The organism is Streptomyces sp. NPDC041135 (assembly GCF_055592085.1).
On the sequence record NZ_JBVIYZ010000006.1, the window covers coordinates 26,628 to 51,114 of the forward strand.

The 24,487-nt window shown below is 72.5% G+C and carries 22 protein-coding genes; 10 read left to right on the forward strand and 12 right to left on the reverse strand.

Annotated features, from left to right (window positions below):
- Positions 1–189 precede the first annotated feature (189 nt).
- A complete protein-coding gene (locus ACZ6CZ_RS15910; RefSeq protein WP_469020626.1) occupies positions 190–1,401 on the forward strand; it encodes an LCP family protein in 1,212 nt (403 codons plus the stop codon).
- 243 nt (positions 1,402–1,644) lie between these two features.
- Entirely contained in the window at positions 1,645–3,417 is a 1,773-nt protein-coding gene (locus ACZ6CZ_RS15915) for an LCP family protein (RefSeq protein ID WP_469020628.1), read from the forward strand.
- A gap of 59 nt (positions 3,418–3,476) precedes the next feature.
- On the opposite strand, the gene ACZ6CZ_RS15920 is transcribed toward ACZ6CZ_RS15915, so the two are convergent.
- On the reverse strand, positions 3,477–4,505 hold the full coding sequence (locus ACZ6CZ_RS15920; RefSeq protein WP_469020631.1) for a glycosyltransferase family 2 protein: 1,029 nt from the start codon (positions 4,503–4,505) through the stop codon (positions 3,477–3,479).
- Between the two features lie 125 nt (positions 4,506–4,630).
- Here ACZ6CZ_RS15920 and ACZ6CZ_RS15925 point away from each other — a divergent pair, with 125 nt between their 5' ends.
- Complete coding sequence (locus ACZ6CZ_RS15925) at positions 4,631–6,112, forward strand: LCP family protein (RefSeq protein ID WP_469020633.1); 1,482 nt, start codon at positions 4,631–4,633, stop codon at positions 6,110–6,112.
- A gap of 148 nt (positions 6,113–6,260) precedes the next feature.
- Here ACZ6CZ_RS15925 and ACZ6CZ_RS15930 read toward each other — a convergent pair whose 3' ends face one another.
- Complete coding sequence (locus ACZ6CZ_RS15930; RefSeq protein ID WP_469020636.1) at positions 6,261–6,845, reverse strand: acyl-CoA thioesterase; 585 nt, start codon at positions 6,843–6,845, stop codon at positions 6,261–6,263.
- 118 nt (positions 6,846–6,963) lie between these two features.
- On the opposite strand from ACZ6CZ_RS15930, the gene ACZ6CZ_RS15935 reads away from it, so the two are divergent.
- Both ACZ6CZ_RS15935 and ACZ6CZ_RS15940 read left to right on the forward strand, forming a co-directional pair.
- Complete coding sequence (locus tag ACZ6CZ_RS15935; RefSeq protein ID WP_469020639.1) at positions 6,964–8,286, forward strand: LCP family protein; 1,323 nt, start codon at positions 6,964–6,966, stop codon at positions 8,284–8,286.
- A 567-nt stretch (positions 8,287–8,853) separates the two neighbouring features.
- Entirely contained in the window at positions 8,854–10,497 is a 1,644-nt protein-coding gene (locus ACZ6CZ_RS15940; RefSeq protein WP_469020642.1) for an LCP family protein, read from the forward strand.
- A gap of 120 nt (positions 10,498–10,617) precedes the next feature.
- Here the strand turns inward: ACZ6CZ_RS15940 and ACZ6CZ_RS15945 are convergent, their stop codons facing one another.
- The 3 genes from ACZ6CZ_RS15945 to ACZ6CZ_RS15955 form a co-directional block, all read right to left on the reverse strand.
- Complete coding sequence (locus tag ACZ6CZ_RS15945; protein ID WP_469020644.1) at positions 10,618–10,980, reverse strand: four-helix bundle copper-binding protein; 363 nt, start codon at positions 10,978–10,980, stop codon at positions 10,618–10,620.
- Positions 10,981–11,069: 89 nt separating this feature from the next.
- Positions 11,070–11,846, reverse strand: coding sequence for an SAM-dependent methyltransferase (locus ACZ6CZ_RS15950; RefSeq protein WP_469021608.1), 777 nt, complete (start codon positions 11,844–11,846; stop codon positions 11,070–11,072).
- A 155-nt stretch (positions 11,847–12,001) separates the two neighbouring features.
- Positions 12,002–13,159, reverse strand: coding sequence for an acyl-CoA dehydrogenase (locus ACZ6CZ_RS15955; protein WP_469020647.1), 1,158 nt, complete (start codon positions 13,157–13,159; stop codon positions 12,002–12,004).
- Positions 13,160–13,338: 179 nt separating this feature from the next.
- Between ACZ6CZ_RS15955 and ACZ6CZ_RS15960 the strand changes: the two genes are divergently transcribed.
- The 3 genes from ACZ6CZ_RS15960 (at position 13,339) to ACZ6CZ_RS15970 (ending at position 15,657) form a co-directional block, all read left to right on the forward strand.
- Positions 13,339–14,682 carry a UDP-glucose dehydrogenase family protein gene (locus tag ACZ6CZ_RS15960; protein ID WP_469020649.1) on the forward strand — a complete coding sequence of 448 codons (1,344 nt, stop codon included), beginning with the start codon at positions 13,339–13,341 and terminating at the stop codon, positions 14,680–14,682.
- Between the two features lie 187 nt (positions 14,683–14,869).
- Entirely contained in the window at positions 14,870–15,229 is a 360-nt protein-coding gene (locus ACZ6CZ_RS15965; protein WP_469020652.1) for a VOC family protein, read from the forward strand.
- A 29-nt stretch (positions 15,230–15,258) separates the two neighbouring features.
- A complete protein-coding gene (locus ACZ6CZ_RS15970; RefSeq protein ID WP_469020655.1) occupies positions 15,259–15,657 on the forward strand; it encodes a VOC family protein in 399 nt (132 codons plus the stop codon).
- 31 nt (positions 15,658–15,688) lie between these two features.
- Here ACZ6CZ_RS15970 and ACZ6CZ_RS15975 read toward each other — a convergent pair whose 3' ends face one another.
- Together ACZ6CZ_RS15975 and ACZ6CZ_RS15980 are read right to left on the reverse strand one after the other, a co-directional pair.
- Entirely contained in the window at positions 15,689–16,795 is a 1,107-nt protein-coding gene (locus ACZ6CZ_RS15975; RefSeq protein WP_469020658.1) for a dipeptidase, read from the reverse strand.
- A 109-nt stretch (positions 16,796–16,904) separates the two neighbouring features.
- The gene (locus tag ACZ6CZ_RS15980; protein ID WP_469020660.1) at positions 16,905–17,264 is read right to left on the reverse strand and encodes a MerR family transcriptional regulator; all 360 of its coding nucleotides are present in this window, start codon (positions 17,262–17,264) and stop codon (positions 16,905–16,907) included.
- A gap of 149 nt (positions 17,265–17,413) precedes the next feature.
- Between ACZ6CZ_RS15980 and ACZ6CZ_RS15985 the strand changes: the two genes are divergently transcribed.
- Positions 17,414–18,619 carry an alkene reductase gene (locus ACZ6CZ_RS15985; RefSeq protein WP_469020662.1) on the forward strand — a complete coding sequence of 402 codons (1,206 nt, stop codon included), beginning with the start codon at positions 17,414–17,416 and terminating at the stop codon, positions 18,617–18,619.
- On the opposite strand, the gene ACZ6CZ_RS15990 is transcribed toward ACZ6CZ_RS15985, so the two are convergent.
- From ACZ6CZ_RS15990 to ACZ6CZ_RS16000, 3 genes are read right to left on the reverse strand one after another with little or no spacing between them, the layout of a single operon-like run.
- Positions 18,547–19,746, reverse strand: a complete 1,200-nt coding sequence (locus ACZ6CZ_RS15990; RefSeq protein ID WP_469021610.1) for a dipeptidase — start codon at positions 19,744–19,746, stop codon at positions 18,547–18,549. The genes ACZ6CZ_RS15985 and ACZ6CZ_RS15990 overlap by 73 nt on opposite strands.
- Before the next feature lie 5 nt (positions 19,747–19,751).
- Positions 19,752–20,276, reverse strand: a complete 525-nt coding sequence (purE, locus tag ACZ6CZ_RS15995) for a 5-(carboxyamino)imidazole ribonucleotide mutase (RefSeq protein ID WP_469020663.1) — start codon at positions 20,274–20,276, stop codon at positions 19,752–19,754.
- Positions 20,273–21,412 carry a 5-(carboxyamino)imidazole ribonucleotide synthase gene (locus ACZ6CZ_RS16000; protein WP_469020666.1) on the reverse strand — a complete coding sequence of 380 codons (1,140 nt, stop codon included), beginning with the start codon at positions 21,410–21,412 and terminating at the stop codon, positions 20,273–20,275. Before ACZ6CZ_RS16000 ends, purE begins: the two co-directional genes overlap by 4 nt.
- Before the next feature lie 214 nt (positions 21,413–21,626).
- On the opposite strand from ACZ6CZ_RS16000, the gene ACZ6CZ_RS16005 reads away from it, so the two are divergent.
- The gene (locus tag ACZ6CZ_RS16005; protein ID WP_469021612.1) at positions 21,627–22,157 is read left to right on the forward strand and encodes a GtrA family protein; all 531 of its coding nucleotides are present in this window, start codon (positions 21,627–21,629) and stop codon (positions 22,155–22,157) included.
- A gap of 48 nt (positions 22,158–22,205) precedes the next feature.
- On the opposite strand, the gene ACZ6CZ_RS16010 is transcribed toward ACZ6CZ_RS16005, so the two are convergent.
- On the reverse strand, positions 22,206–23,480 hold the full coding sequence (locus ACZ6CZ_RS16010; protein ID WP_469020668.1) for an ATP-binding protein: 1,275 nt from the start codon (positions 23,478–23,480) through the stop codon (positions 22,206–22,208).
- 67 nt (positions 23,481–23,547) lie between these two features.
- Positions 23,548–24,225 carry a response regulator transcription factor gene (locus ACZ6CZ_RS16015; RefSeq protein WP_067024884.1) on the reverse strand — a complete coding sequence of 226 codons (678 nt, stop codon included), beginning with the start codon at positions 24,223–24,225 and terminating at the stop codon, positions 23,548–23,550.
- Positions 24,226–24,487: the final 262 nt, after the last annotated feature.

Below are 24,487 nucleotides of genomic sequence, written 5' to 3' on the forward strand. Positions count from 1 at the left end.
ACCGGCGGATGTCCGGGGGCGCCGGGTGGCCCGGTGGCCCGCGAAATGGCCGGTGAGGGGGCCCGACGCGGTCTCCCGGCGGGGGTGGCGGGGCGCCCGGGCGTCACCCGTCCGGCGTAGCACCGGCCGCCCCGGCCCGCTGCCGCGGGCGATGGTCGTAGGAGCAGCAGGACGTGACGCTCGTACGCCATGAGGGGTGGAGATCCGGACGTGGCCGACACCGCAGGCAAGCCCCCCGGGCCCGGTGCCGGCGCGTCCGCCACCGGCGGGGGACTCGTGCGGCGGCGCAGGCGGCGGTGGGTCAGGGGGACGGCGCTGGGGGCGGCCGTGCTGCTGGTGGCGGCGGCCGGGTGCGGCTGGGCGGTGTACGCGAAGCTCAGCGGCAACATCACGGCCGACGACGACGCGGCGGCGGAGCTGGCGCGCTACGAGCGGGAGCGGCCCACCGCGCTCGTGCGCGGCGCGCAGAACATCCTGCTCATCGGATCCGACAGCCGGGCCGGCGCGGGCAACCGCGCGTACGGGCGGGACCTCGGCAGCGAGCGGTCGGACACCACGATCCTGCTGCACCTGGCCGCGAACCGGCGCAGCGCCACCGCGGTGTCCCTGCCGCGCGACCTGATGGTGGACGTACCGCGGTGCCGGCGGGCGAACGGCAGCCGCAGCGAACCGGCGTTCGCGATGTTGAACTACGCCTTCCAGTTGGGCGGTTCGGCGTGCACCGTGCGGACCGTCGAGAAGCTGACGGACATCCGGGTCGACCATCACGTCGTCGTCGACTTCAGCGGGTTCAAGGAGATGGTCGACGCCGTCGACGGCGTGGAGGTGTGCCTGAAGGAGCCCATCGACGACCGGGCGGCCAGGCTGAAGCTGCCTGCGGGGCGGGTGTCGCTCGACGGCGAACAGGCCCTCGGCTACGTGCGCGCCCGCAAGTCGCTCGGCGACGGCAGCGACACCGACCGCATGAACCGCCAGCAGCGCTTCCTCGGCGCGCTCGTCAACAAGGTGCGGAGCGAGGACGTCCTGCTGAACCCGGCGAAGCTCTACCCGCTGCTGGACGCGGCCACCTCCTCCCTCACCACCGACCCGGGGCTGGCCAGTCTGCGCGGCCTCTACCAGTTGGTGCGCGGACTGCGGAACATCCCTCCGGAACATGTGCAGTTCCTCACCGTGCCGCGCGAGTCCTACGTCTACGACGCCAACCGCGACCAGCTCGTGGAACCCGACGCCGAGCGGCTGTTCGCGCTGCTGCGCGGTGACCGGCCGGTGGCGGTCGCCGCCCGGGCCTCCGGGCAGGCGCCCTTCGGCGGCGGCGACGGCACCGGCACCGGCGCCGGGGACAGGCCCTCCCCCGCCCCCACGTTCCGCGGCAACACCGCCGCCGAGGACACGTGCGGGTAAAGCCGGCGCCAAAGCGCCGCCAAGCAACCGAACCCGTGTTCAGAAAATGCGACGGATTGCCCGGTTGTAGGGACGTGGAATTTGTCACCGGCGTCGTTCCAGGCTGAACTGGGCGGATAGTGTGAGCGATCCGGTGCACCCGGCCACGAGGTCCGTCCTGGGGTCGTGCACTGCTTGACCGAGACCCGAGCGCCTTGGAGGGGGAAAGGCGCCGCGTGGCCCCGACGGAGGATTCGGACAACCGTGGACGCGCAAGGCCGTGGGCGGGCGGAGAACATCGACCCCGCAGACCAGTGGGTGCTCAATCCGGACACCGGCGAATACGAACTGCGACTGAGTCCCTCCGCACCGCAATCAGCGGTCCCGGGACCCCGTAAGCCTGCCTCCGGCAGGAGCGGCGGCGCGGCGCGCGGCCGCTCGCGGCCGGCCGGCCAGGAAGGCGGCGGCGCGCGGGAGGGCGGGCAGACCCGCCCGATGCGCACGGTGCCGGGCCAGGAGGTGCCGGGGCCGCGCCGGCGCCGGACCGAGCCCGAACCGCCGCCCGGGCGCCGCGGCCGGCGGCCGGTGAAGAAGAAGTCCAAGGCCAAGAAGGTCCTGGTGTGGACCGGCGGCACCATGGCGTTCGTGCTGATCGCCACCGGCACCGCCGCCTACGCCTACCTCAAGCACCTCGAGGGCAACGTCAGCACCACCGACGTCGGCAGTGCGGCCAAGAGCGACTTCAGCAAGGACGACGCCTTCAACATCCTGATCATCGGCACCGACAAGCGGACCGGTGCGGGCAACGAGGGCTACGGCGACAAGGGCAGCGTCGGGCACGCGGACACCAACATCCTGCTGCACGTCTCCAAGGACCGGACGAACGCGACCGCGCTGAGCATCCCGCGCGACCTGATCGTGGACGTGCCGGACTGCGAGACCATCCAGTCCGACGGCAGCACCAAGGTCATCCCCGGCACCGACGGCGTCCGCTTCAACACCAGCCTGGGACAGGACGGCCGCGACCCGGGCTGCACCATGAACACGGTGAAGGCGGTCACCGGCATCGCGCCGGACCACTTCATGATGGTCGACTTCAACGCGGTGAAGACGCTGACGACGGCGGTCGGCGGGGTCGACGTGTGCCTCAAGCACGCCGTGAAGGACAAGGACTCGCACCTCGACCTGCCGGCCGGCGCGTCGAAGGTCTCCGGTGAGCAGGCGCTGGCGTTCGTCCGCACCCGGCACAGCTGGGGCAACCAGGGCGACCTGGACCGCATCAAGGTGCAGCAGCAGTTCATGGCCTCCCTGATGCGCAAGATGTCCTCCAGCGACACCCTGACCAGCCCGACCAAGCTGGTGAAGCTCGCGGAGGCCGCCACCAAGGCGCTGACCGTCGACAAGGGCATCGGCTCGGTGAGCACGCTCAAGGACGTGGCGCTGGAGCTGAAGAAGGTGCCGCCGAAGAACATCTCCTTCGTGACGGTGCCGGTGATCGACAACCCCGCCGAGAAGGTCCACGCGACCGTCGTGGTCGACCAGAGCAAGGCCCCCGCGGTCTTCGACGCCATCAACGGCGACGTCTCCTTCACCGACGTGAAGAAGCAGAAGCAGGCGGCCAAGGACCGGGCGGCCGCGCGGCTGAAGGGCACCAAGTCGGACGCCTCCGCGGTGCGGGTGCGCATCCTCAACGGCGGTGCGGCGGCCGGCAGCGCCCAGGCGGAGTTGAACTGGCTGCAGAACGACGCGGGCGTGCTGAAATCGGAGAACGCGGGCAACGCACCGGCCGCGCTGAGCCGGACCACCCTGGAGTACGGCCCCGACCAGGCGCCCCAGGCGCGGCGGCTGGCCGCCATCATGGGGCTGTCCGGCTCCGCCCTGAAGCCGGGCAGGAGCGTGACCAACGCGCAGGGGCTGCCGGCGATGACGCTCACCCTGGGCAAGGACTTCAAGGGTGCCGGTGTCTCCCTGAAGATCCCGGCGAAGGCACCCACGGTGGACAAGTCCACGGCGGACAAGGTCACGTGCGCCAGCTGAGGTGAGGGTGCGCCGGCCGGAGGCTCAGGCCGGCGCACCCACCAGGCGTCTCGGGCGCCTCAGGGGGTGCTGGGAACCGCCGGGCGCCGGGAGGCGATGACCCGCTTCGCCAGCGAGCGCGGGCTGGTCAGGAAGCCCCAGCCCCAGGACATGTGCATGGTGGCGAGGGCGACCGGGATCCGCAGCCGGGCCTTCAGCGGCAGCCCCCTGCCCGCGGGGACCGAGCCCGCGGTGATCGCCGCCAGGTAGCCGCCGGGGACGACGAGGGCCCACGGGGTCAGGGCCGCGCCCGCCACCAGACCGGCCGCGATCGCGCACACCGCCGCCGGCGGGGCGAGGTAGCGCAGGTTGATGGAGCCCTCGTGGTAGCGGGCGACGACGTGCCGCCAGCGGCCGTAGTCCTTGTACTGCTTGGCGAGGGCCCGCACGCTCGGCCGGGGCCGGTAGGACACCTTCAGCTCCGGCGAGAACCAGATCAGGCCGCCCGCCTCGCGGATGCGGAAGTTCAGCTCCCAGTCCTGCGCGCGGATGAACTCCTCGTTGTAGCCGCCCTGTTGTTCCAGGGCCGCGCGGCGGAAGACACCGAGGTAGACGGTCTCGGCGGGGCCGGCCGTGCCGCCGGTGTGGAAGGCCGCGTTGCCCACGCCGATCCTGGAGGTCATCGCGGCGGCGACGGCGTGCTCCCAGTCGTTCTCGCCCTCGGCGTGCATGATGCCGCCGACGTTCTGCGCGCCGGTCTCCTCCAGGAGCCGTACGGCGGTGGCGATGTAGTCCGGGGAGAGCATGCCGTGGCCGTCGACGCGGACCACGACCGGATGCCGGGACGCCTTGATCGCCGCGTTCAGCGCGGCGGGGGTGCGGCCGGTCGGGTTGGCGACGGTGTGCACACGCGGGTCCTCGGCGACCAGCTCGGCGGCGATCTCGTCCGTGCGGTCCGCGGACGGACCGAGGGCGATGACGACCTCCAGCTCGCCGGAGTACTCCTGCGCGAGGATCGCTTGGACGGCCCCGCGCAGATGCCGCTCCTCGTTGAGGACGGGCATGATCACGGAAACGGCGGGGGGCCGCACGTCGGGCTTGGCGTTCATAAGAGCCTCACGTTACCGCGAACGGGGGACAGCGGTGCGCGCCGCGGGGCTGCGGGGCGGGCTGGAGATCGTATCGCCCTACTGTGCTCACGGATCCCACGTACGGCGTCGTCCGGAGGTGTCCCTTGCCCAGCCCGCCACGGTCCCCTGCCCGGCCCCAGCGCCGCCCGCAGCCGAACCGCGATGCGCCACGGCCGCCCGCGGGGCCGGTGCGGCCCAGGCGGCCGCGCTGGGCGATGCGGGCGGTGACCACGCTGTCGGTGGTGGTGCTCGCCTCGGCCGGGATCGGGCACGCCGTCGTCACCAGCCTCGACGCGGGCATCACCCGGGTCGACCCGTTCAAGGACATGAAGAACCGTCCCCGCGCGGGCCAGGGCATGAACGTCCTGCTGGTCGGAACCGACGGCCGCGACAAGATCAGCGAGCAGGACCGGCGCCGCTACCGGCTGGGCGGCGAGCCCTGCCACTGCACCGACACGATCATGATCGTGCACATCGCGGGGGACCGGGACCGGGCGACCGTGGTGAGCCTGCCGCGCGACTCCTACGCCGAGGTGCCCGAGCACGTCGACGCGGTGACCGGCAAGCGGCACCCGCGCCACGCCATCAAGCTCAACGCGGCGTACGCGGAGGGCGGGCCGCAGCTGACCGTGCGCACGGTCGAGAACATGAGCCACCTGAAGATCGACCACTACCTGGAGGTGGACTTCACCACGTTCATGCGGACCGTGGACGTGCTGGGCGGGGTCCGGGTCTGCACCGCGCAGCCGCTGAAGGACTCCTACACCGCGCTGGACCTGTCGCCCGGCACCCACACCCTCACGGGCGGCCAGGCACTTCAGTACGTCCGCTCACGGCACGTCGACGGGGCCAGCGACCTGGGCCGGATGAAGCGGCAGCAGCGGTTCCTGGCCGCGCTGATCGAGCGGGCGACCTCCTCCGGGGTGCTGCTGAACCCGATGAGGTTCCGGGACGTGACCCGGGCCGTGCTCGGGTCCGTGCGGGCGGACACCGGCTTCGGCACCGACGAGCTGCTGGACCTCGGCCGGGCCATGCGGAACTTCTCCCCGTCCTCCTCCGAGTTCACCACCGTCCCCATCGGTCAGGTGGGCTACGCGGTCAAGGGCATCGGCTCCACCCTGAAGTGGAACCCGGTCCTGGCGGACAAGCTGTTCCGGACCCTGCGCGACGACAAGCCGCTCAGCGTGGACCGCCCGGCGCCGCGCGGCCCGGCGGCCGTGCCGGTGGAGGTGGAGCCGGCCCGCATCCGCGTCCAGGTGGCGAACGGCACCCCGACGGCCGGGGTGGCCAAGCGGATGGACGCGGCCCTCGCGGCGGCCGGCTTCGCCACCACCCACCGGCCCGTCACCGCCCCCGACCACGCGGTACGGCGCACGGTGATCGCCTACGACCCCCGCTGGGACCGCTCCGCCCGCTCCCTGGCGGCCGCGCTCCCGGGCAGCGAGCTGCGCCCGGCGCCCGGGCAGGGGCCGCTGCTGAAGGTCACCGCCGGCACGGACTTCAAGGAGGTGCGCAAGGTCCGCTTCGACGACCCCGGTGCCCCTGACCCCGGCGTGGTGCGGGGCGACGAGGTGGTGTGCCCCTAGGGCCAGTCCGCGCCCGTGCTGGGGTTACCTAGGGCCTGTCGTTCGGATCATGTCGGCGTCGCGGGGCGTGGCACGCACATCTGCCGCGTTGTCGTCGGTCCTCGACGCTCCGCGTCGACTCCCTCAACAACGCTCGTGATCAATACACCTAGTCCTCGTAGCCCTCGGCCGCGCGGCGCTCGCGCAGTTCGCGGATGGCGCGGCGGCGGGCCAGGCGGTGGGTGCGGCGGATCTGGGCCTCCTGGCAGCGGCGGCGGTCGCGGTCGGTCTCGGGGACGACCTGCGGGACCCGGCGGGGCTTGCCGTCGGCGTCCACGGCCGCGAAGACCAGGTAGGCCGAGCCGACCTGGGTGGCCGGCGCCGACTCGTTCCAGCGCTCGGCCAGGACCCGGACGCCGACCTCCATCGAGGTCCGGCCGGTCCAGTTGACCTGTGCCTTGACATGCACCAGGTCGCCCACGCGGACCGGCTCCAGGAACACCATCTCGTCCATGGACGCGGTGACGGCGGGCCCGCCGGAGTGCCGGCCGGCCACCGCGCCCGCCGCGTCGTCGACGAGCTTCATGATCACACCGCCGTGCACCGTCCCCAGCAGGTTGGTGTCGTTGTGGGTCATGATGTGGCTCAGGGTGGTGCGGGACGCCGAGGTGGGCTTCCCCGGGATACCGGCGGGGTCCGAGGTGTCGCGCCCGCCCGGGATGCCCGCCTCCGCGGCAGGGGCCTGGTCTGTCATGACCCCCACCTTATGCCGAAGCGGCAATGCGGAATTTGTGTCAGCTTGGCAACAGCGGCGCTCTGATTTTCCGACGGGCCTTGTAAGGCACACGGTCGCGCCCTGCACACTGGGGCCCATGACTGACTGGCCCCAGGGATCGTCCGACGACAACCGCGGCACCCGGTACGGACGCGGCAGTGCCGGCGCCCAGCCGGAGAGCGCCCGTGTGATGCGCCAGGTGCGGCGCGACCGGGGAGCGCCCGGACAGGGCGGCTACGGCGGCGCGGGCCGTACGGCGCCGCCGTACGGCGGGGTCCCGCAGCAGCCGTCGTACGTCGACGGCCACGGGGACGACGGCTACGGCGGGTACGACAGCGGCTACAACACCGGCCAGGTGTACGGCACCCCCGGCGGCGGCCACGGCGGACCGGGCGGGCCCGGCGGGCCCGGTGACGTCCGCACCCGGGGCCCGCGGCCCGCGCCGAACTGGCGGCGCCGCATCAAGTGGACGGCGATCACGCTGGCGAGCGTGCTCATCGTCACGTCGGTCGCCACCTACTTCTGGGCCGACTCCAAGCTGCACCGCGACGTCGACCTGTCCACGGTCATCGACCGGCCCGACGGGGGCGAGGGCACGAACTACCTGATCGTCGGTTCCGACAGCCGCAAGGGCATGTCGGCCGACGAGAAGAAGAAGCTGCACACCGGCTCCGCCGAGGGCCAGCGCACGGACTCGATGATGATCCTGCACGTCGGTGACTCCGGCGACACCCTGATCTCGCTGCCGCGCGACTCGGACGTGGAGATCCCGACGTACAAGGGGTCGGCCTCCGGGAAGGTCTACCAGGGCACCGGCCGGCACGCGAAGCTGAACGCGGCCTACGCCGAGGACGGGCCGACGCTGCTGGTGCGCACGATCGAGTTCAACACCGGGCTGCACATCGACCACTACGTGGAAATCGGCTTCGCGGGCTTCGCGAGCATCGTCGACGCGGTGGGCGGCGTGGACATCACCATCGACAAGGGCTTCAAGGACAAGTACTCGGGCGCCGACTTCAAGGCGGGCAAGCAGACCCTCGACGGCGAGGAGGCCCTGGCCTTCGTCCGCACCCGGCACGCCTTCGCCGCCTCCGACCTCCAGCGCACCAAGAACCAGCAGAAGTTCCTGTCCGCGCTGGCCCACCAGGTGGCCACCCCGTCGACGATCCTGAACCCCTTCAAGCTCTACCCGACCCTGGGCGCGGGCCTGGACTCGCTGACCGTGGACAAGGACATGGGGCTGTGGGACCTGGGGTCCATGTTCTGGGCGATGAAGGGCGTCAGCGGCGGCGACGGCACGTCGATGAACATGCCGGTCTCCGGCTCGACCGGCGGCAACCTCGTCTGGGACAAGGCGAAGGTGAAGACGCTCGTGAACGAGCTGAACAACGACGAGAAGGTCACCGTCACCGGCAACTAGCGCCGCGACAGGCAACGTTCGCCCCGTCGCGACACCCGGCCCTTGACGGGCAAACCTTGCCCGCCGCGGCACTGGCGCCGCGGCTCCCCGGCTCCGGACGCCCAGGGGCGGGAGCCCCGGGCCCGGGGCCCTCCTCGGGCGGGCGAAAACTCACCTGGTGACCGTTGTGCGGGCGTGCCGGGCCGGTGATCCGGCGGCGCGCTTCGAACTGATGGTCGCTGAACGCTCAACTGTGCCGATAATGTGAGCGATCCGGTGCGGGGGGGGGTCGGCGACGGCGCCGGCGGCCGCGCGGACTCCGGGGGCGCGGGCGGACGGCCCGGCAGCGACGAGGTCACGCGCGCGACGTGACCACGAGGGCTGATTTCGCGTCTCACCGAGTGCGAGAGCGCGGCACACCACCACACGTGCCGCGGCAGGCACCGTGCTCCGGCCTGAGGCCAGGCGTTCGCGGGCGCACGGCCGACAGTTTTGCGACATGGCCGCCCCGGTCCGTGCAAGGACGCACGTGCGCCGGGGCGCGGACGAAGCCGCGGTGAGGGTGCCGGGGGCGGGAGGGCGGGGAGGATGACGGGAAGCAGCGTGCGCGGAGAAGGGGCTCTGCCGCGCACTCGGCGCGCCGGTGAATCGGGCGGGCAGGGCGGGGCGCCGGCCGAGGGCGGCGAAGCGGCGGGCAGAGGGGGCGGACGGCACGGCGGCGGCCGCAGACGGGGCGCGGGACCGGGACCGGGCCGCCCCAAGCGGCGCATACTCCGCTGGTCGGCGCTGACCCTGACGGTCGTCATACTCGGCACCGCCGGCGCGGGCTACCTCTACTACCAGCACCTCAACGGCAACATCCGCCAGGCCAAGCTGAACCTCGGCGAGGGCGGCCCGCCCAAGGCGACGCCGAACGCCGCGGGCCAGACCCCGCTGAACATCCTGATGATCGGCTCCGACAGCCGCAACTCCAAGAAGAACCTGAAGCTGGGCGGCTCCAAGGCCGACGTGGGCAGGCCGCCGCTGGGCGACGTGCAGATGCTGGTGCACCTCTCGGCGGACCGCAGCAACATGTCGGTCGTCAGCCTCCCCCGGGACACCATGATCCCGATCCCCAAGTGCACCGACCCCGACACCGGCAAGGTCTACCCGGCGCTCACGCTGGAGATGGCGAACGAGTCACTGGGCCGCGGCGGCCCGGGCTGCACCGTCGCCACCTGGCAGGCGCTCACCGGCATCCACATCGACCACTTCATGATGGTCGACTTCTCCGGTGTCGTGTCGATGGCGGACGCCATCGGCGGCGTGCCCGTCTGCGTCCGGCAGAACGTCTACTCGCACACCTCCGACGGCCACGGCTCCGGCCTGAAGCTGCGCAAGGGCACCACCTCCATCATGGGCGAGCAGGCCCTGCAGTGGCTGCGCACCCGGTACGGCTTCGAGGACGGCACCGACCTCGGCCGCACCCACGCGCAGCACATGTACATGAACTCGATGGCGCGCCAGCTGCGCGAGAACGCGACGCTGAGCAACCCGGCCCGGATGCGCGAGCTGGCCGAGACCGCGACGAAGGCGCTCACGGTCGACGAGGACCTGGGCACCGTGAAGAAGCTGTACGACCTCGCCGAGGAGTTCAGGAAGGTACCCGCCAAGCGCATCACCATGACGACGCTGCCCACCGACCAGTGGACGCAGAACCGCAACCGGCTGGTGCCCAAGCCGGGGGACGCCGAGCAGCTGCTGTCCATGGTCCGCAAGGACACCCCGCTGGACGGCCGGGGCGCGAAGAAGAAGGCCGAGCAGGTCTCCGACGACCCCGCGGCACCGGACGGCGAGATCGCCGTGCAGGTCCGCAACGGCACCGGGACGGACACCCAGGCACCGACGCGCCAGCGGGCCGGCGCGGTCCGGCAGCTGCTGGTGGACCAGGGGTTCACCCAGGCGGCGGTGGACTCCCAGGCGGCGTCCGCGGCCGAGACCGAGGTGCTCTACCCCAGCGCCGACCTCGAGGGCGACGCCCAGGCGGTGGCCAAGGCGCTCGGCATCCCGCTGGACTCGGCGCACCGCTCCACCGACGTCTCCGGCATCACGCTGGTGGTGGGCGCGGACTGGCGCACCGGGGAGACCTATCCGAAGTCCGCGGAGCCGACGAAGGCGCCGAAGTCGGCGGCCGTGCTGCACGGGGACAAGAAGGACGCCTGCATGGACGTCCAGCCGGGCTTCACCTGGTGACCGCCTGCCGGTGACCGCCTGCCGGTCACGCCTCCCGGTCACCGCCTCCGGGTGACGTGCCGGCCGGCCCGGGTTCCCGGGGGCGTCCCGTACGGGGCGCCCCCAGGAGGGGTGGGTCGGTCACATGGAGGCGCCGGCCATGGACCGGCACATCTCCGCGCAGCGGCGACACGCCTCGGCGCAGCGCATCATCTGCGGGTCGTCCGGCATCGACATACACGCCTCGGCACACATGTCACAGGCCTTGGCGCACATCGCGCACATCTCTCCCGCCATGGGCGAGCGCCGCATCATCATGTCGGCGCACATGCGGGTCGTCTCGGAGCAGTCCATGAGCGCGCGCATGATCTGCATCTGGGCCTGGCCGCCCATCTGCATGCAGGAGCTCATGGTCTCCTCGCACATGGTGTGGCAGGACATGCAGGCCTCGACGCAGTCCTGCATCTGCTTGCTCATGGCGGTCATGGGTCCGGTCTGGGTCATGGCTCCTCCTCGGAGGGACGGGGACGGGACCCGGGGCGGGCCCCCTGTGCTTCCGTCCTACGTCCACCGCGCCCGCCCCGCCATCGGGACTACGGCTTCCGGCCCACTCCGCCGAAGTGGGTGACCGCCACCGGTTCGCCGCCTTCCGGGCGCCAGTGGGAGCAGGAGACGACACCGGGCTCCAGCAGCTCCACCCGCTCGAAGAGGCGGAGCAGGTCGGCCCGGCTGCGCAGGGTCATCGAGGCCGAGCCCTGGCTGTTCCAGTAGTCCACCGCCTGGGTCATCGCCTCGCCGTCCACCTCGGTGGTGGGGTGGGAGATCACCAGGTAGCTGCCGGAGGGCACCGCGTCCAGCAGCCGTCCGACGATCGCCACGGCCTCGTCGGTGTCCATGACGAAGTTGAGGATGCCCAGCATGGTGATGGCGACGGGCCGGCCGAAGTCCAGCGTGCGGGCCGCCTCGCGCAGGATGCTCTCCGGGTCGCGGACGTCCGCCTCGATGTAGTCCGTGGCGCCCTCGGGGCTGCTGGTGAGCAGGGCGTGGGCGTGGGAGAGGACGAGCGGGTCGTTGTCGACGTAGACGATCCGGGCGTCGGGTGCCACCCGCTGGGCGACCTCGTGGGTGTTGTCGGCGGTCGGCAGACCGGTGCCGATGTCCAGGAACTGCCGGATGCCGGCCTCCCCGGCCAGGTGCCGCACGGCCCGCGCCAGGAAGGCCCGGTCGGCGATCGCGGAGCGGGGCAGCGCGGGGACGAAGCCGAGGATCTGGTCGCCGACCTCCTCGTCGACCTGGTAGTGGTCCTTGCCGCCGAGCCAGTAGTTCCAGATCCGGGCCGAGTGCGAGACGTCGGTCCGCAGGCGGGTCATGCGCGCGACCCCCTCGTCACCGGTTGCTGCGATGTCCTCGGCCATGGCCTGTCGTCTCCTCGGGGCGATCATCGAACGGATGCGCACCAAAATAGACAAGAAGGCGCCCCGCAGGGCGCCTTCTTCGAAAACAACAGCCGTCAACCGGCCTGCGGCTAGGGGAGGTTCCTGGCCATCACGATCCGCTGGACCTGGTTCGTGCCCTCATAGATCTGGGTGATCTTGGCGTCGCGCATCATGCGCTCGACCGGGTAGTCGCGGGTGTAGCCGTAGCCGCCGAGGAGCTGGACGGCGTCGGTGGTGACCTCCATGGCGACGTCCGAGGCGAAGCACTTGGCGGCGGCCCCCTGGAAGGTGAGGTCGCGGTCGCCGCGCTCGGACTTGGCGGCGGCGGCGTAGGTCAGCTGGCGGGCGGCCTCGATCTTCATGGCCATGTCGGCGAGCATGAACTGCACGCCCTGGAAGTCGGCGATCGGCTTGCCGAACTGCTTGCGCTCGCGCACGTAGCCCTTGGCGTAGTCGAGGGCGCCCTGGGCGACACCGAGGGCCTGGGCGGCGATGGTGATGCGGGTGTGGTCCAGGGTCTGCATGGCGGTGGCGAAGCCGGTGCCCTCCGCGCCGATCATGCGGTCGGCGGGGATGCGGACGTTGTCGAAGTAGACCTCGCGGGTCGGGGAGCCCTTGATGCCGAGCTTCTTCTCCGGGGCGCCGAAGGAGACGCCCTCGTCCGACTTCTCCACGACGAACGCGGAGATGCCCTTGGACCGCTTCGAGGGGTCGGTGACCGCCATGACGGTGTAGTACTCGGAGACGCCCGCGTTGGTGATCCAGCGCTTGACGCCGTTGAGGACGTAGTGGTCGCCGTCGCGTACGGCCTTGGTCTTCATGCCGGCCGCGTCGGAGCCCGCGTCGGGCTCGGAGAGGCAGTAGGAGAACATCGCGTCGCCCTTGGCCAGCGGCGCCAGGTACTTCTTCTTCAGGTCCTCGGAGCCGGAGAGGATGACCGGCAGCGAGCCCAGCTTGTTCACGGCCGGGATCAGCGAGGAGGACACGCAGACGCGGGCCACCTCCTCGATGACGATCACGGTGGCGAGCGCGTCGGCGCCGGAGCCGCCGTAACTCTCGGGGACGTGCACCGCGTGCAGGTCGTTGGCCACGAGCGCGTCCAGTGCCTCCTGCGGGAAGCGGGCCTCCTCGTCCACCGCCGCGGCGTACGGCGCGATCTTCGCCTCGGCCAGCGCGCGGACGGCGTCACGGAGCATGTCGTGCTCCTCGGACGGGCGGTACAGGTCGAAGTCAGCCGATCCGGCCAAGGTCTCTCACGCTCCATAGACGCAGTGAAGGTGACGCTAATTACCGTTAAGTAACTGAATTTTAGAACGCCGCCCGGGACACGCCTACGTGAGGTTGACGACAGCGGGGAAATTCCCCGGCGGGCGGCCCGACTATGCTCGGGCTCCGCAGAGCCGAGTCCCCGAGCTGGAGCGCACCCATGAGCCTGAAGATCACCGTGATCGGCACCGGTTATCTCGGCGCCACGCACGCCGCGGCCATGGCCGAACTCGGCTTCGAGGTGCTCGGGCTCGACGTGGTGCCGGAGAAGATCGCCCTGCTGGAGCGCGGGGAGGCCCCGATGTACGAGCCGGGGCTCGAGGAGCTGCTGCGCCGGCACGTGGCCGGTTTCGAGGGGTCGTCGGGACGGCTGCGGTTCACCCGGGACTGGGCGGAGGTCGGCGCGTTCGGCGACGTGCACTTCGTGTGCGTCAACACCCCGCAGCGGCACGGCGACTACGCGGCGGACATGAGTTACGTCAACGCGGCCGTCGCCTCCCTCGCCCCGCATCTGACCGGGCCCGCCCTGGTGGTGGGCAAGTCGACGGTGCCCGTCGGCTCCGCCGCGCGGCTGGCCGCCTACCTGGCCGAGCACGCGCCCGCGGGCGAGGACGCCGAACTGGCCTGGAACCCGGAGTTCCTGCGCGAGGGCTACGCCGTCGAGGACACGCTGCACCCGGACCGGATCGTGGTGGGCGTGCGCAGCGAGCGCGCCGAGAAGCTGCTGCGGGAGGTGTACGCGACCCCGCTCGGCGCGGGCACGCCCTTCGTGGTCACCGACTTCCCGACGGCCGAGCTGGTGAAGACGGCCGCGAACTCCTTCCTCGCCACGAAGATCTCGTTCATCAACGCCATGGCGGAGGTCTGCGAGGCGGCGGGCGGTGACGTGGTGAGGCTGGCGGAGGCGATCGGGTACGACGACCGGATCGGCCGGAAGTTCCTGCGGGCCGGCATCGGGTTCGGCGGCGGGTGCCTGCCGAAGGACATCCGGGCCTTCATGGCCCGCGCCGGTGAGCTGGGGGCGGACCAGGCGCTGACGTTCCTGCGGGAGATCGACTCCATCAACATGCGCCGGCGCGGACAGATGGTGGAGATGGCGCGGGAGGCGCTGGGCGGCGGCTCCTTCCTCGGCAAGCGGGTGGCGGTCCTCGGTGCCACCTTCAAGCCCGACTCGGACGACGTGCGCGACTCGCCCGCGCTGAACGTGGCGGGGCAGATCCACCTCCAGGGCGGCCAGGTCACGGTGTACGACCCGAAGGGGATGGACAACGCCCGCAAGGTCTTCCCGACCCTCGGCTACGCCGGTTCCGCGCTCGCGGCGGCGCAGGGCGCGGACGTGGTGCTGCATCTGACGGAGTGGCGGGAGTTCCGGGAGCTGGACCCGGTGGCGCTGGGCGAGGCGGCGGCGGCGCGGGTGATCCTCGACGGGCGCAACGCCCTGGAGCCGGAGCGGTGGCGGCGGGCCGGGTGGACGTACCGGGCGATGGGGCGGCCGGCGGCCTGACCGGCCCGGCGCGCCTGCGCACCCTTTCGTACGGCGTCGGGGACGCCGGTTCGGCCGAGGCTCAGTCGGCCGAACCGGCGTCTTCCTGCATTCTGCACCACCGGGCGCGGCCGGCGGGGCCGCGGTGGTCGTACGCCCCAGGCCCTAGGGTGCCTGACAAGTGACCGCAGGCCTTCGAGGAGGAGTCATGGCTCTCGCTCAGCTCGGTGTCGTCGTCCTGGACTGTCCCGACCCCCGTGCGCTCGCCGGGTTCTACGCGGAGGTGCTCGGCGGCACCGTGGAGGGCGACGAGGAGTGGGTGGATCTGCGGCTGCCGGGCGGGCCGGCGCTGGCCTTCCAGCGGGCGGCCGGTCACGTGCCCCCGCGCTGGCCCGCCCCGGAGGCCTCGCAGCAGTTCCACCTGGACCTGACCGTCCCGGACCTGGACACCGCGGAGAAGGCGGTGCTGGAGCTGGGGGCGAAGCCGCTGGACACGGCGGACCACTCCCGCGCCTTCCGTGTGTACGCCGACCCGGCGGGGCACCCGTTCTGCCTCTGCGCCGGCTGACACCGCGCCGGCCGACCCTGGAGGCCTGGATGAGCGCTGTCGCCCGTTTCCGTTCCGTCGTCGTCGACTGCCCCGACCCGCGGGCGCTGGCCGGCTTCTACGCCGGGCTCCTCGGCGGCACCCCGCGCGCGGACGAGGACGACGACGACTGGGTCGTCCTGGAGGTCCCGGGCGGGCCCCGGCTCGCCTTCCAGCGGGCCGAGGACTTCACCGCGCCGGAGTGGCCGCGCGGCGACCGCAACGGGCAGCAGTTCCACCTCGACCTGGAGGCGGGCCGGACCTGGGCGGAGATCGACGCGGCCCATGAGCGGGCGCTGGCGCTGGGGGCCCGGCCGCTGGACCTGGAGGACCGGGAGAAGAAGGACTTCCAGGTGTACGCCGACCCGGCCGGGCATCCCTTCTGCCTGTGCCGGATCGACCGCCCGTAGCTCACCGGGCCCGGGTTCGTGGCCCTGGCCGTCAGCCGTCCAGTTCCGCGATGGTCGCGGTGGACGGTGCCCGGCGGGCCCGGGTGGCCCGCGCGACGGAGTCCGCGCTGCGCAGCACCCGCTGGACGTTCCCCCAGGTGAGCAGGGCCAGCTCCGGCTCGGACCAGCCGCGCCGCAGCAGTTCGGCGATCAGGTGCGGGTAGCGGGAGACGTCGGCGAGTTCGCGCGGGTGGGCGACGCCGGAGTCGAAGGTGCCGGACAGCGCGACGCTGTGGGCTCCGGCGACGGCGCGGACGTGGTCGAGGTGGTCGGCGACGTCCCGGACGGTCGGGCCGGTCTGCTCGGCCGTCAGCGGCACCATGCACAGCCCGTTCGCCGTGCCGAGCGCGGCGAGCTGGTCGTCGGGCAGGTTGGCGGGGTGGGGGCGCAGCGCGCGGGCGCCGGAGCGGGTGCACAGCACCGGTGTCCGGGACAGCGTGACGGCCCGGTCGATCGTGGCCTCGGCGGCTCCGGAGAGGTCGGCGAGCACGCCGAGGCGGTTCATCTCGCGCAGCACCTCCTCGCCGAACCGGGTCAGCCCCGCCCCGCTGGCCCAGGCGGTGCCCGCGAGGGTCAGCGAGCGCAGGCCCAGGCCGTGCAGGACGCGCAGGACGCTCAGCGAGTCGTCGATCGCGCCGGCGCCGGCCGGGCCCAGCACCACGGCGACCCGGCCGAGGTGGCGGGCGTCGATGAGCTGACCGGCGGTGTGCGCCGGGCACAGTCCCTCCGGATGGGCCGCGATGACCGAGCGCACCAGGTCCAGTTGTTCCAGGGTGGTGGCCACGGCCCGGTCGCCGGCCAGGCCGCCGGGCAGGTGCAGCGACCAGAACGCGGCGCCGACGTGTCCCGCCCGCAGCCGGGGCAGGTCCGTGGCGACGGCCGTCTCGCCCAGTTCGAGGTCGTACCAGGGCAGGTGGCGCAGGGCCCACGGCAGCCCGCTGTAGCCGTCGGCGACCGGGTGGGCGGCGAGCAGGGCGCGGGCGTGCTCCAGGGTCGCGGCGTCCGGGTCGGTCGCGGGGGCGGGGGCGGGGTCCTCCAGGGGGCCGTCGACCTCGCCGACCTCGGTCGTGGCGGGCAGGTCGTTGTCGAGGTCGGCCATGGCGGGCTCCGTACGTCGTCGTGAGCTACGTGGTGGCTGGCGGTAGGGCCACCGTCGCACGGAGGGAAGGACGCCTTCCTGGTGAGTGGGGCGTTCGGGGGTACGGTGCTCAGTCCGCCCGGGCCGCCCGGATGACCTCGTCGAGCGTCTCCCGGGAGCGCACCAGGTCGGCGATCACGCGGTCGATGCGGGCGCGTTCCTCGGTGAGGTCGGCGACCAGTCTCGGGGTGGCGATCGCGGAGGGCCCGCCGTCCTGGTCGCGCATGCAGGGCAGCAGCAGACGGATGCGGTCGCTGTGCAGTCCGGCCGCGTACAGCTCCTGGATGCGGATGACCCGGTCCACGGCCGTCTCCGGGTAGTCGCGGTGGCCACCGGGGGTGCGGTCCGCGGCCAGCAGCCCCTGGGTCTCGTAGTAGCGCAGCGACCGCTCGCTCACGCCGGTGCGCCGGGCCAGTTCGCCGATCCGCATCTCCGCCTCCGCACGCTCGTGTGGCCGGGCCCGAGAGCCCGCCGCGTGGACCGTGGCCGTGGGCCGGGGCTGTCGGCCGGGGGCCGTCAACCCCGTTCGGGGCGGCGGGACTTGAACCTGACACCGGTGTCAGGTTCTAGCGTACCGTCATGACCCGGACAACGGACTTCCTCGCGCCGGCCCGGCTCGGCCGGCTGGCGCTCCCCCACCACCTCGTGATGGCCCCGCTCACCCGCAACCGCGCGGCGGACGACGGCACCCCGACCCCGCTGATGGTCACCTACTACGCCCAGCGCGCCTCGGCCGGCCTGATCATCGGCGAGGCCTCGACACCGAACGCGGTCGGGCAGACGTACCCGAACATCACCGCCCTGCACACCGACCGGCACACGGCCGGGTGGCGGCGGGTCACCGACGCCGTGCGGGCGGCCGGCGGGCGGATGTACCTCCAGCTCCAGCACGGCGGGCGGGTCAGCCACCCGGAGACCACCGGCCTGACGCCCGTGGCGCCCTCCCCGGTCGCGCTGCCGGAGACCATCTTCACGCCCGGCGGCCACCGGCCGGCCGTGGTGCCGCGGGAGATGACGGCCGAGGACATCCGCGCCACCGCCGCCGACTTCGCCGCCGCGGCCCGCCGGGCCGTCGACGCGGGCTTCGAGGGCGTCGAGGTGCACTCGGCCAACGGCCACCTGCTGCACCAGTTCCTGGCCGGAAACACCAACCGCCGGACCGACGGGTACGGGGGTCCCGTCGAGCGGCGCGTGCGGTTCACCACGGAGGTCACACAGGCGGTGGCCGAGGCGATCGGGGCCGACCGGGTGGGGGTGCGCATCTCCCCCGGCGCCACCGTCAACGGCATCCAGGAGGACGACACCGACCTGCTGTACCCGGCGCTGGTGGCCCGGCTGCGCGAGCTGGAACCGGCCTACCTGCACATCGTGCACGCCGACCCCGCCACCGCGCTGTTCCGCCGGCTGCGCGCCGAGTGGCCCGGCGTCCTCATCGGCAACCCGGTCCTGGCCGACCTCACCACCGAGGGCGTCGGCCGGGCGTCCCGGGACATGCTGGCCGCCGGCGCCGACCTGGTCGCCCTGGGCCGGCCGTTCCTCGCCAACCCGGACCTGGTGACGCGGCTGCGCCGGGGCGCGCCCCTCAACCCGGTCCGGGACCGGTACCTGATGTACGTGGGCGGGGCCGACGGTTACACCGACTACCCCGCCCTCGACGCCCAGGAGCCTCTCGACGCTCAGAAGCCTCCCCGCGCCCAGGAGCCTCCCGGCCCTCAGGCGCCCGCGTCGGCGTCCTTGCCGTCGAGCGACTCGATCGTCGCGTTGGACGGGCCGCGGGTGGCCTGAAGGTGGCGGGCCACGTCCTCCGCAGCGCCCAGCACCCGTACGGCGTTCTTCCAGGTCAGCTTGGCCAGGTCGGCCTTCGACCAGCCCCGCTCCAGCAGCTCGGCGAGCAGGTTCGGGTAGCCGGAGACGTCGTCCAGGCCGTCCGGGGTGAAGGCCGTGCCGTCGTAGTCGCCGCCGATGCCGAGGTGGTCGACGCCGGCCACCTCGCGCATGTGGTCGAGGTGGTCGGCGACCGTGGCCGCGGTGGCGACCGGGCGCGGGGTGTGCTCCTCGAAGGCGCGGTGGACCGTCATCGCCTCGGCGGTGGTGTCCAGGTGGTGGAAGCCGTGCGCGCGCATGTTCTCGTCGGCCGCGGCCGTCCAGTCGACGGCGGCCTGGAGCACGAACTTCGGCACGAACGTCACCATCGCCACGCCGCCGTTGCCGGGCAGGCGCTCCAGGACGTCGTCGGGGATGTTGCGCGGGTGGTCGCACACGGCCCGTGCCGAGGAGTGGGAGAAGATCACCGGCGCGGTGGAGGTGTCCAGCGCGTCCCGCATGGTCGTCGCCGCCACGTGGGAGAGGTCGACCAGCATGCCGAGCCGGTTCATCTCCCGCACGACCTCGCGGCCGAACGCCGTCAGCCCGCCGGCGCGGGGCACGTCGGTCGCCGAGTCCGCCCAGGGCACGTTGTCGTTGTGGGTGAGCGTCAGGTAGCGCACGCCGAGCGCGTACAGACCGCGCAGGGTGCCGAGCGAGCAGGCGATCGAGTGGCCGCCCTCCGCGCCCATCAGGGAGGCGATCCGGCCCTCGGCGCGGGCCGCCTCCAGGTCGGCGGCGCCCAGCGCGGCCCGCAGGTGCCGCGGGTAGCGGTCGATCAGCTGCCGTACGCAGTCGATCTGCTCCAGCGTGGCCGGCACCGGGTCGGGCAGGTCGGCGCGCACGTAGACCGACCAGTACTGCGCCCCGACCCCGCCCTCGCGCAGCCGCGGCAGGTCGGTGTGCAGGTGGGCGTCCTGGCGTTCGGCGAGGTCGCGGGCGTCGAGGTCGTAGCGGACCTGCTCGCGCAGCGCCCAGGGCAGGTCGTTGTGACCGTCGACCACCGGGAACTCGCGCAGCAGCTCACGGGCCTCGCCGAGGGAGGTCATCCGGCTCACTTCCCGAAGCCGAAGCCGCTGCCCGCGCCCTCGACCTTGGAGCGCAGCCGCTTGCCCTTCTCGGTGGCCTGGTCGTTGAGGTCCTGCTGGAACTCGCGCATCCGCTGCGACAGCTCCTCGTCGTGGGTCGCGAGGATGCGGGCGGCGAGGAGACCGGCGTTGCGGGCCCCGGCGACGGAGACGGTGGCGACCGGGACACCGGCCGGCATCTGCACGATGGACAGCAGGGAGTCCATGCCGTCGAGGTACTTCAGCGGCACCGGCACGCCGATGACCGGCAGCGGGGTGACGGAGGCGAGCATGCCGGGCAGGTGGGCGGCGCCGCCCGCGCCCGCGATGATCGCCTTCAGCCCGCGTCCGGCCGCCTGCTCGCCGTAGGTGATCATCTCGCGGGGCATGCGGTGCGCGGAGACGACGTCGACCTCGTACGCGATCTCGAACTCGTCGAGGGCCTTGGCGGCGGCCTCCATCACGGGCCAGTCGGAGTCGGACCCCATGACGATGCCAACAACAGGGCTCATTCGGTGATCGTGCCTCTCAGGTAGCCGGCAGCGTGGCGGGCGCGCTCCAGCACCTCGTCCAGGTCGTCGCCGTAAGTGTTCACGTGACCCACCTTGCGGCCGGGCTTCACGTCCTTGCCGTACATGTGGATCTTCAGTCTGGGGTCACGGGCCATGCAGTGCAGGTAGGCGGAGTACATGTCGGGGAAGTCACCGCCGAGCACGTTGACCATGACCGTCCACGGGGCGCGCGGGCGCGGGTCGCCGAGAGGCAGGTCGAGGACCGCGCGGACGTGGTTGGCGAACTGGGAGGTGATCGCGCCGTCCATCGACCAGTGGCCGGAGTTGTGCGGGCGCATCGCCAGCTCGTTGACCAGGATGCGGCCGTCGCGGGTCTGGAACAGCTCGACGGCGAGGTGGCCGACGACGCCGAGTTCCTGGGCGATGGACAGGGCCATCCGCTCGGCCTCCAGGGCCAGGGAGCCGTCCAGGCCGGGGGCGGGCGCGATCACGGTGTCGCAGACCCCGTCGACCTGCCGGGACTCCACGACCGGGTAGGCGACCGCCTGGCCGTGCGGGGAGCGCACGACGTTCGCGGCCAGCTCGCGGACGTAGTCCACCTTCTCCTCGGCGAGGACCGGCACGCCCGCCCGGAAGGGGTCGGCGGCCTCCTCGGCGCTGGAGACGACCCAGACGCCCTTGCCGTCGTAGCCGCCGCGGACGGTCTTGAGCACGACCGGGAAGCCGTCGCCCTCCGCCGCGAAGGCCGCGACGTCCGCCGGGTCGGTCACGATCCGGTGCCGGGGGCACGGCACGCCGATCTCGGTGAGCTTCGCACGCATCACCCCCTTGTCCTGGGCGTGCACCAGCGCGTCCGGACCGGGGCGCACGGGGATGCCGTCCGCCTCCAGGGCCCGGAGGTGCTCGGTGGGTACGTGTTCGTGATCGAAGGTGATCACATCGCACCCGCGCGCGAACTCGCGCAGCGTCTCCAGGTCGCGGTAGTCGCCGACGACGACATCGCGCACGACCTGTGCCGCGGAATCCTGCGGGGTGTCACTGAGGAGCTTGAACCTGATGCCCAGCGGGATACCCGCCTCGTGCGTCATACGCGCGAGCTGGCCCCCGCCGACCATGCCGACTACCGGGAACGTCACACCCCTAGGGTATCGGCCGCGCCAGGGCGGCCGGTTTCCGTCCCTCCCCAGGACCGTTCCGCGCCCCGCGCGGCCCCCTCGGGCCCCGCGGACCCGGGACGTAACGGTGCGTACCGGACCCATTGCCGTGCTGTGGACGGGTGGCCGGGCGGCGGCGGGGGCGCCTGGCTAGCATGGCCGGGTGACGACACCTACGGACGGGAGCCCGCACCCCATGGACAGCGGTTCCTCCGGGCTGCGCCGGCTCTCCCGCGAGGTGGCCAAGTTCGGCGCCGTCGGCGGCGCCGGCGTCCTGGTCAACCTCGGGGCCTTCAACCTCGTCCGGCACGTCTCCGACCTGCCGGTGGTGCGCGCCGGCATCATCGCGACGGTCGTCGCGATCGTCTTCAACTACGTCGGCTTCCGCTACTGGACGTACCGGGACCGCGACAAGAGCGGCCGCACCAAGGAACTCACACTGTTCCTGCTGTTCAGCGCGATCGGCCTGGTGATCGAGAACGGCCTGCTCTACCTGGCCACCTACGCCTTCGGCTGGGACAGCCCGCTGCAGAGCAACGTCTTCAAGTTCGTCGGCATCGGCGTCGCGACCCTGTTCCGCTTCTGGTCGTACCGGTCGTGGGTGTTCAAGGCGCTGCCCGTGCAGGCCGCCGCCGACGCGGAGGCGCTCCTCGCCCGGGAGTCCGGGCCGCGGCGGCCCGACCCGCGCGAGCCGGAGCAGCGCGAGCCGCGCCAGCGGGTGCCGTAGCCGGACGCACGGGCTCAGGCCGGCGTACGTACGGCCCGCCCCCCGCCCTTAGCGGACCGTCGGCCGGTCCGTGTCGTCCGGTTTCCTGGCCGGCGGCGTGCGGGACAGGAACAGGCCGAACACCGGTGGCTGGGCCTGGAGCAGTTCCAGGCGGCCGCCGTCCGCCTCCGCGAGGTCCCGGGCGACGGCCAGGCCGATCCCGGTGGAGTTGCGCCCGCTGATGGTGCGCTCGAAGATCCGGGCGCCCAGGTCGGCCGGGACGCCGGGCCCCTCGTCGGTGACCTCCACGACGGCCTGGTTGCCGGTGACCCGGGTGCGCAGGGCGACCGTGCCGCCGCCGTGCATCAGGGAGTTCTCGATCAGCGCCGCCAGCACCTGCGCGACCGCGCCCGGGGTGCCGACGGCCCGCAGATGCCGCTTGCCGGAGCTGACTACGGCCCGCCCGGCGCTGCGGTAGGCGGGCCGCCACTCGGCCAGCTGCTGCTGGATGACCTCGTCGAGGTCGAAGGAGACCGCGGAGCCGGTGCGCGGGTCGCGGGAGTTGGTCAGCAGCCGCTCCACCACGTCCGTCAGCCGCTCGACCTGCGTCAGCGCGATGGTCGCCTCCTCCTTCACCGTCTCCAGCTCGTCGGTGAGGGTGATCTCCTCCAGCCGCATCGACAGCGCGGTGAGCGGGGTGCGCAGCTGGTGGGAGGCGTCGGCGGCCAGCCGCCGCTCGGCGGTCAGCATGCGGCCGATGCGCTCGGCGGAGGAGTCCAGCACGTCGGCGACCCGGTCCAGCTCGGGCACGCCGTAGCGCTTGTGCCGCGGGCGCGGGTCGCCCGAGCCGAGGCGTTCGGCGGTCTCCGCGAGGTCGGTCAGCGGCGAGGCGAGCCGGTTGGCCTGGCGTACGGCGAGCAGGACGGCGGCGACCACGGCGAGCAGCGCCACCGCCGCGATGATCAGCAGCGTCCGCCCGACCTCCCGCGTCACGGCCGAGCGGGGCTCCTCGACGGTGACCGTCTCGCCCTCCTCGCCGTCGGCGGTGGCGTCGATGACCTCGCCGCGCGGCCTGGGACCGGCCTCGATGGGCGGGCGACCGGGGATGCGGATCACCGCGTACTGGTCCCCGGAGACCTGGTCGCGCAGCACGTCGGCGGTGACGCTCTCGGCGCCGAGCATGCGGCTGTCCACGATGCTGGCCAACCGCTGCGCCTGGGAGTCCACCCGTTCCTGGGCGCTGCTGCTGATCGTGCGGGTCTCCACGATCACCAGGGACAGGCCGAACACCCCGATCACGACCAGGACGACGGCGAGGGTGGACTGGATCAGTCGACGGCGCATGTCCTGTTACCTGGGGTGCCTGGAAGGGGTGGGGCGGCCCGGAGGGGCACCGGGACCACGGAGCGGTTCAGCTCTTCTCGAAACGGAACCCGACGCCGCGCACGGTGGCGATGTACCGGGGGTTCGCCGCGTCGTCGCCGAGCTTCTTGCGCAGCCAGGAGATGTGCATGTCGAGGGTCTTGGTGGACGACCACCACGTGGTGTCCCAGACCTCGCGCATCAGCTGGTCGCGGGTGACGACCCGGCCCGCGTCCCGCACCAGCACCCGCAGCAGGTCGAACTCCTTCGCGGTGAGCTGGAGTTCCTCGTCGCCCATCCAGGCGCGGTGCGACTCGACGTCGATGCGCACGCCGTGCGTGGCCGGCGGCTGCTGCGGCTCCGCGGCGCCGCGCCGCAGCAGGGCCCGGACCCGGGCGAGCAGTTCGGCGAGCCGGAAGGGCTTGGTGACGTAGTCGTCGGCGCCCGCGTCCAGGCCGACGACGGTGTCCACCTCGTCGGCCCGGGCGGTCAGGATGAGGATCGGCACCGTGAGGCCCTCGGCGCGCAGCCGGCGGGCGACCTCAAGGCCGTCCATGCCGGGCAGGCCCAGGTCCAGCACGACGAGGTCGACACCGCCCTGCGTGCCGGCGTCGAGCGCGGTGGGTCCGTCCTCGCGCACCTCGACCTCGTAACCTTCCCGGCGCAGGGCGCGGGCCAGCGGCTCCGAGATGGAAGCGTCGTCCTCGGCGAGCAGTACACGGGTCATGGGGTGATGGTAGACCGCCCGCGTGCGGTGCCGGGGTGTGATCGCGACGCGCGGTTCTTACCTTCGGGCACAGTGGTACATACCTGCGGCCCTGCGGGAAGATCGAAGACGAGACCTTCGAATCCGCTCCTGCGGTTCCACTCACACCTGTGATCCGCGTCTCAAGTCCTTCCATATCCGGCACTGTCCTGCCGTATGGTGAGCTGAACGCCTGTAGTGCACCGGGGACCTTTGGCGGGCAATGTCGCTGAAGGTCTCTTTT

Excerpts from the sequence above, each read along its gene's own strand:
- ACZ6CZ_RS15975 (WP_469020658.1), bottom strand. The coding sequence starts at position 16,795 with ATGGCCGACCTCGACAACGACCTGCCCGCCACGACCGAGGTCGGCGAG.
- ACZ6CZ_RS15910 (WP_469020626.1), top strand. The coding sequence starts at position 190 with ATGAGGGGTGGAGATCCGGACGTGGCCGACACCGCAGGCAAGCCCCCC.
- ACZ6CZ_RS15990 (WP_469021610.1), bottom strand. The coding sequence starts at position 19,746 with ATGACCTCCCTCGGCGAGGCCCGTGAGCTGCTGCGCGAGTTCCCGGTG.
- ACZ6CZ_RS15970 (WP_469020655.1), top strand. The coding sequence starts at position 15,259 with ATGAGCGCTGTCGCCCGTTTCCGTTCCGTCGTCGTCGACTGCCCCGAC.
- ACZ6CZ_RS16005 (WP_469021612.1), top strand. The coding sequence starts at position 21,627 with ATGGACAGCGGTTCCTCCGGGCTGCGCCGGCTCTCCCGCGAGGTGGCC.
- ACZ6CZ_RS15940 (WP_469020642.1), top strand. The coding sequence starts at position 8,854 with ATGACGGGAAGCAGCGTGCGCGGAGAAGGGGCTCTGCCGCGCACTCGG.
- ACZ6CZ_RS15920 (WP_469020631.1), bottom strand. The coding sequence starts at position 4,505 with ATGAACGCCAAGCCCGACGTGCGGCCCCCCGCCGTTTCCGTGATCATG.
- ACZ6CZ_RS16015 (WP_067024884.1), bottom strand. The coding sequence starts at position 24,225 with ATGACCCGTGTACTGCTCGCCGAGGACGACGCTTCCATCTCGGAGCCG.
- ACZ6CZ_RS15985 (WP_469020662.1), top strand. The coding sequence starts at position 17,414 with ATGACCCGGACAACGGACTTCCTCGCGCCGGCCCGGCTCGGCCGGCTG.
- ACZ6CZ_RS15980 (WP_469020660.1), bottom strand. The coding sequence starts at position 17,264 with ATGCGGATCGGCGAACTGGCCCGGCGCACCGGCGTGAGCGAGCGGTCG.
- ACZ6CZ_RS15965 (WP_469020652.1), top strand. The coding sequence starts at position 14,870 with ATGGCTCTCGCTCAGCTCGGTGTCGTCGTCCTGGACTGTCCCGACCCC.
- purE (WP_469020663.1), bottom strand. The coding sequence starts at position 20,276 with ATGAGCCCTGTTGTTGGCATCGTCATGGGGTCCGACTCCGACTGGCCC.
- ACZ6CZ_RS15945 (WP_469020644.1), bottom strand. The coding sequence starts at position 10,980 with ATGACCCAGACCGGACCCATGACCGCCATGAGCAAGCAGATGCAGGAC.
- ACZ6CZ_RS15930 (WP_469020636.1), bottom strand. The coding sequence starts at position 6,845 with ATGACAGACCAGGCCCCTGCCGCGGAGGCGGGCATCCCGGGCGGGCGC.
- ACZ6CZ_RS15950 (WP_469021608.1), bottom strand. The coding sequence starts at position 11,846 with ATGACCCGCCTGCGGACCGACGTCTCGCACTCGGCCCGGATCTGGAAC.
- ACZ6CZ_RS15960 (WP_469020649.1), top strand. The coding sequence starts at position 13,339 with ATGAGCCTGAAGATCACCGTGATCGGCACCGGTTATCTCGGCGCCACG.
- ACZ6CZ_RS16010 (WP_469020668.1), bottom strand. The coding sequence starts at position 23,480 with ATGCGCCGTCGACTGATCCAGTCCACCCTCGCCGTCGTCCTGGTCGTG.
- ACZ6CZ_RS15935 (WP_469020639.1), top strand. The coding sequence starts at position 6,964 with ATGACTGACTGGCCCCAGGGATCGTCCGACGACAACCGCGGCACCCGG.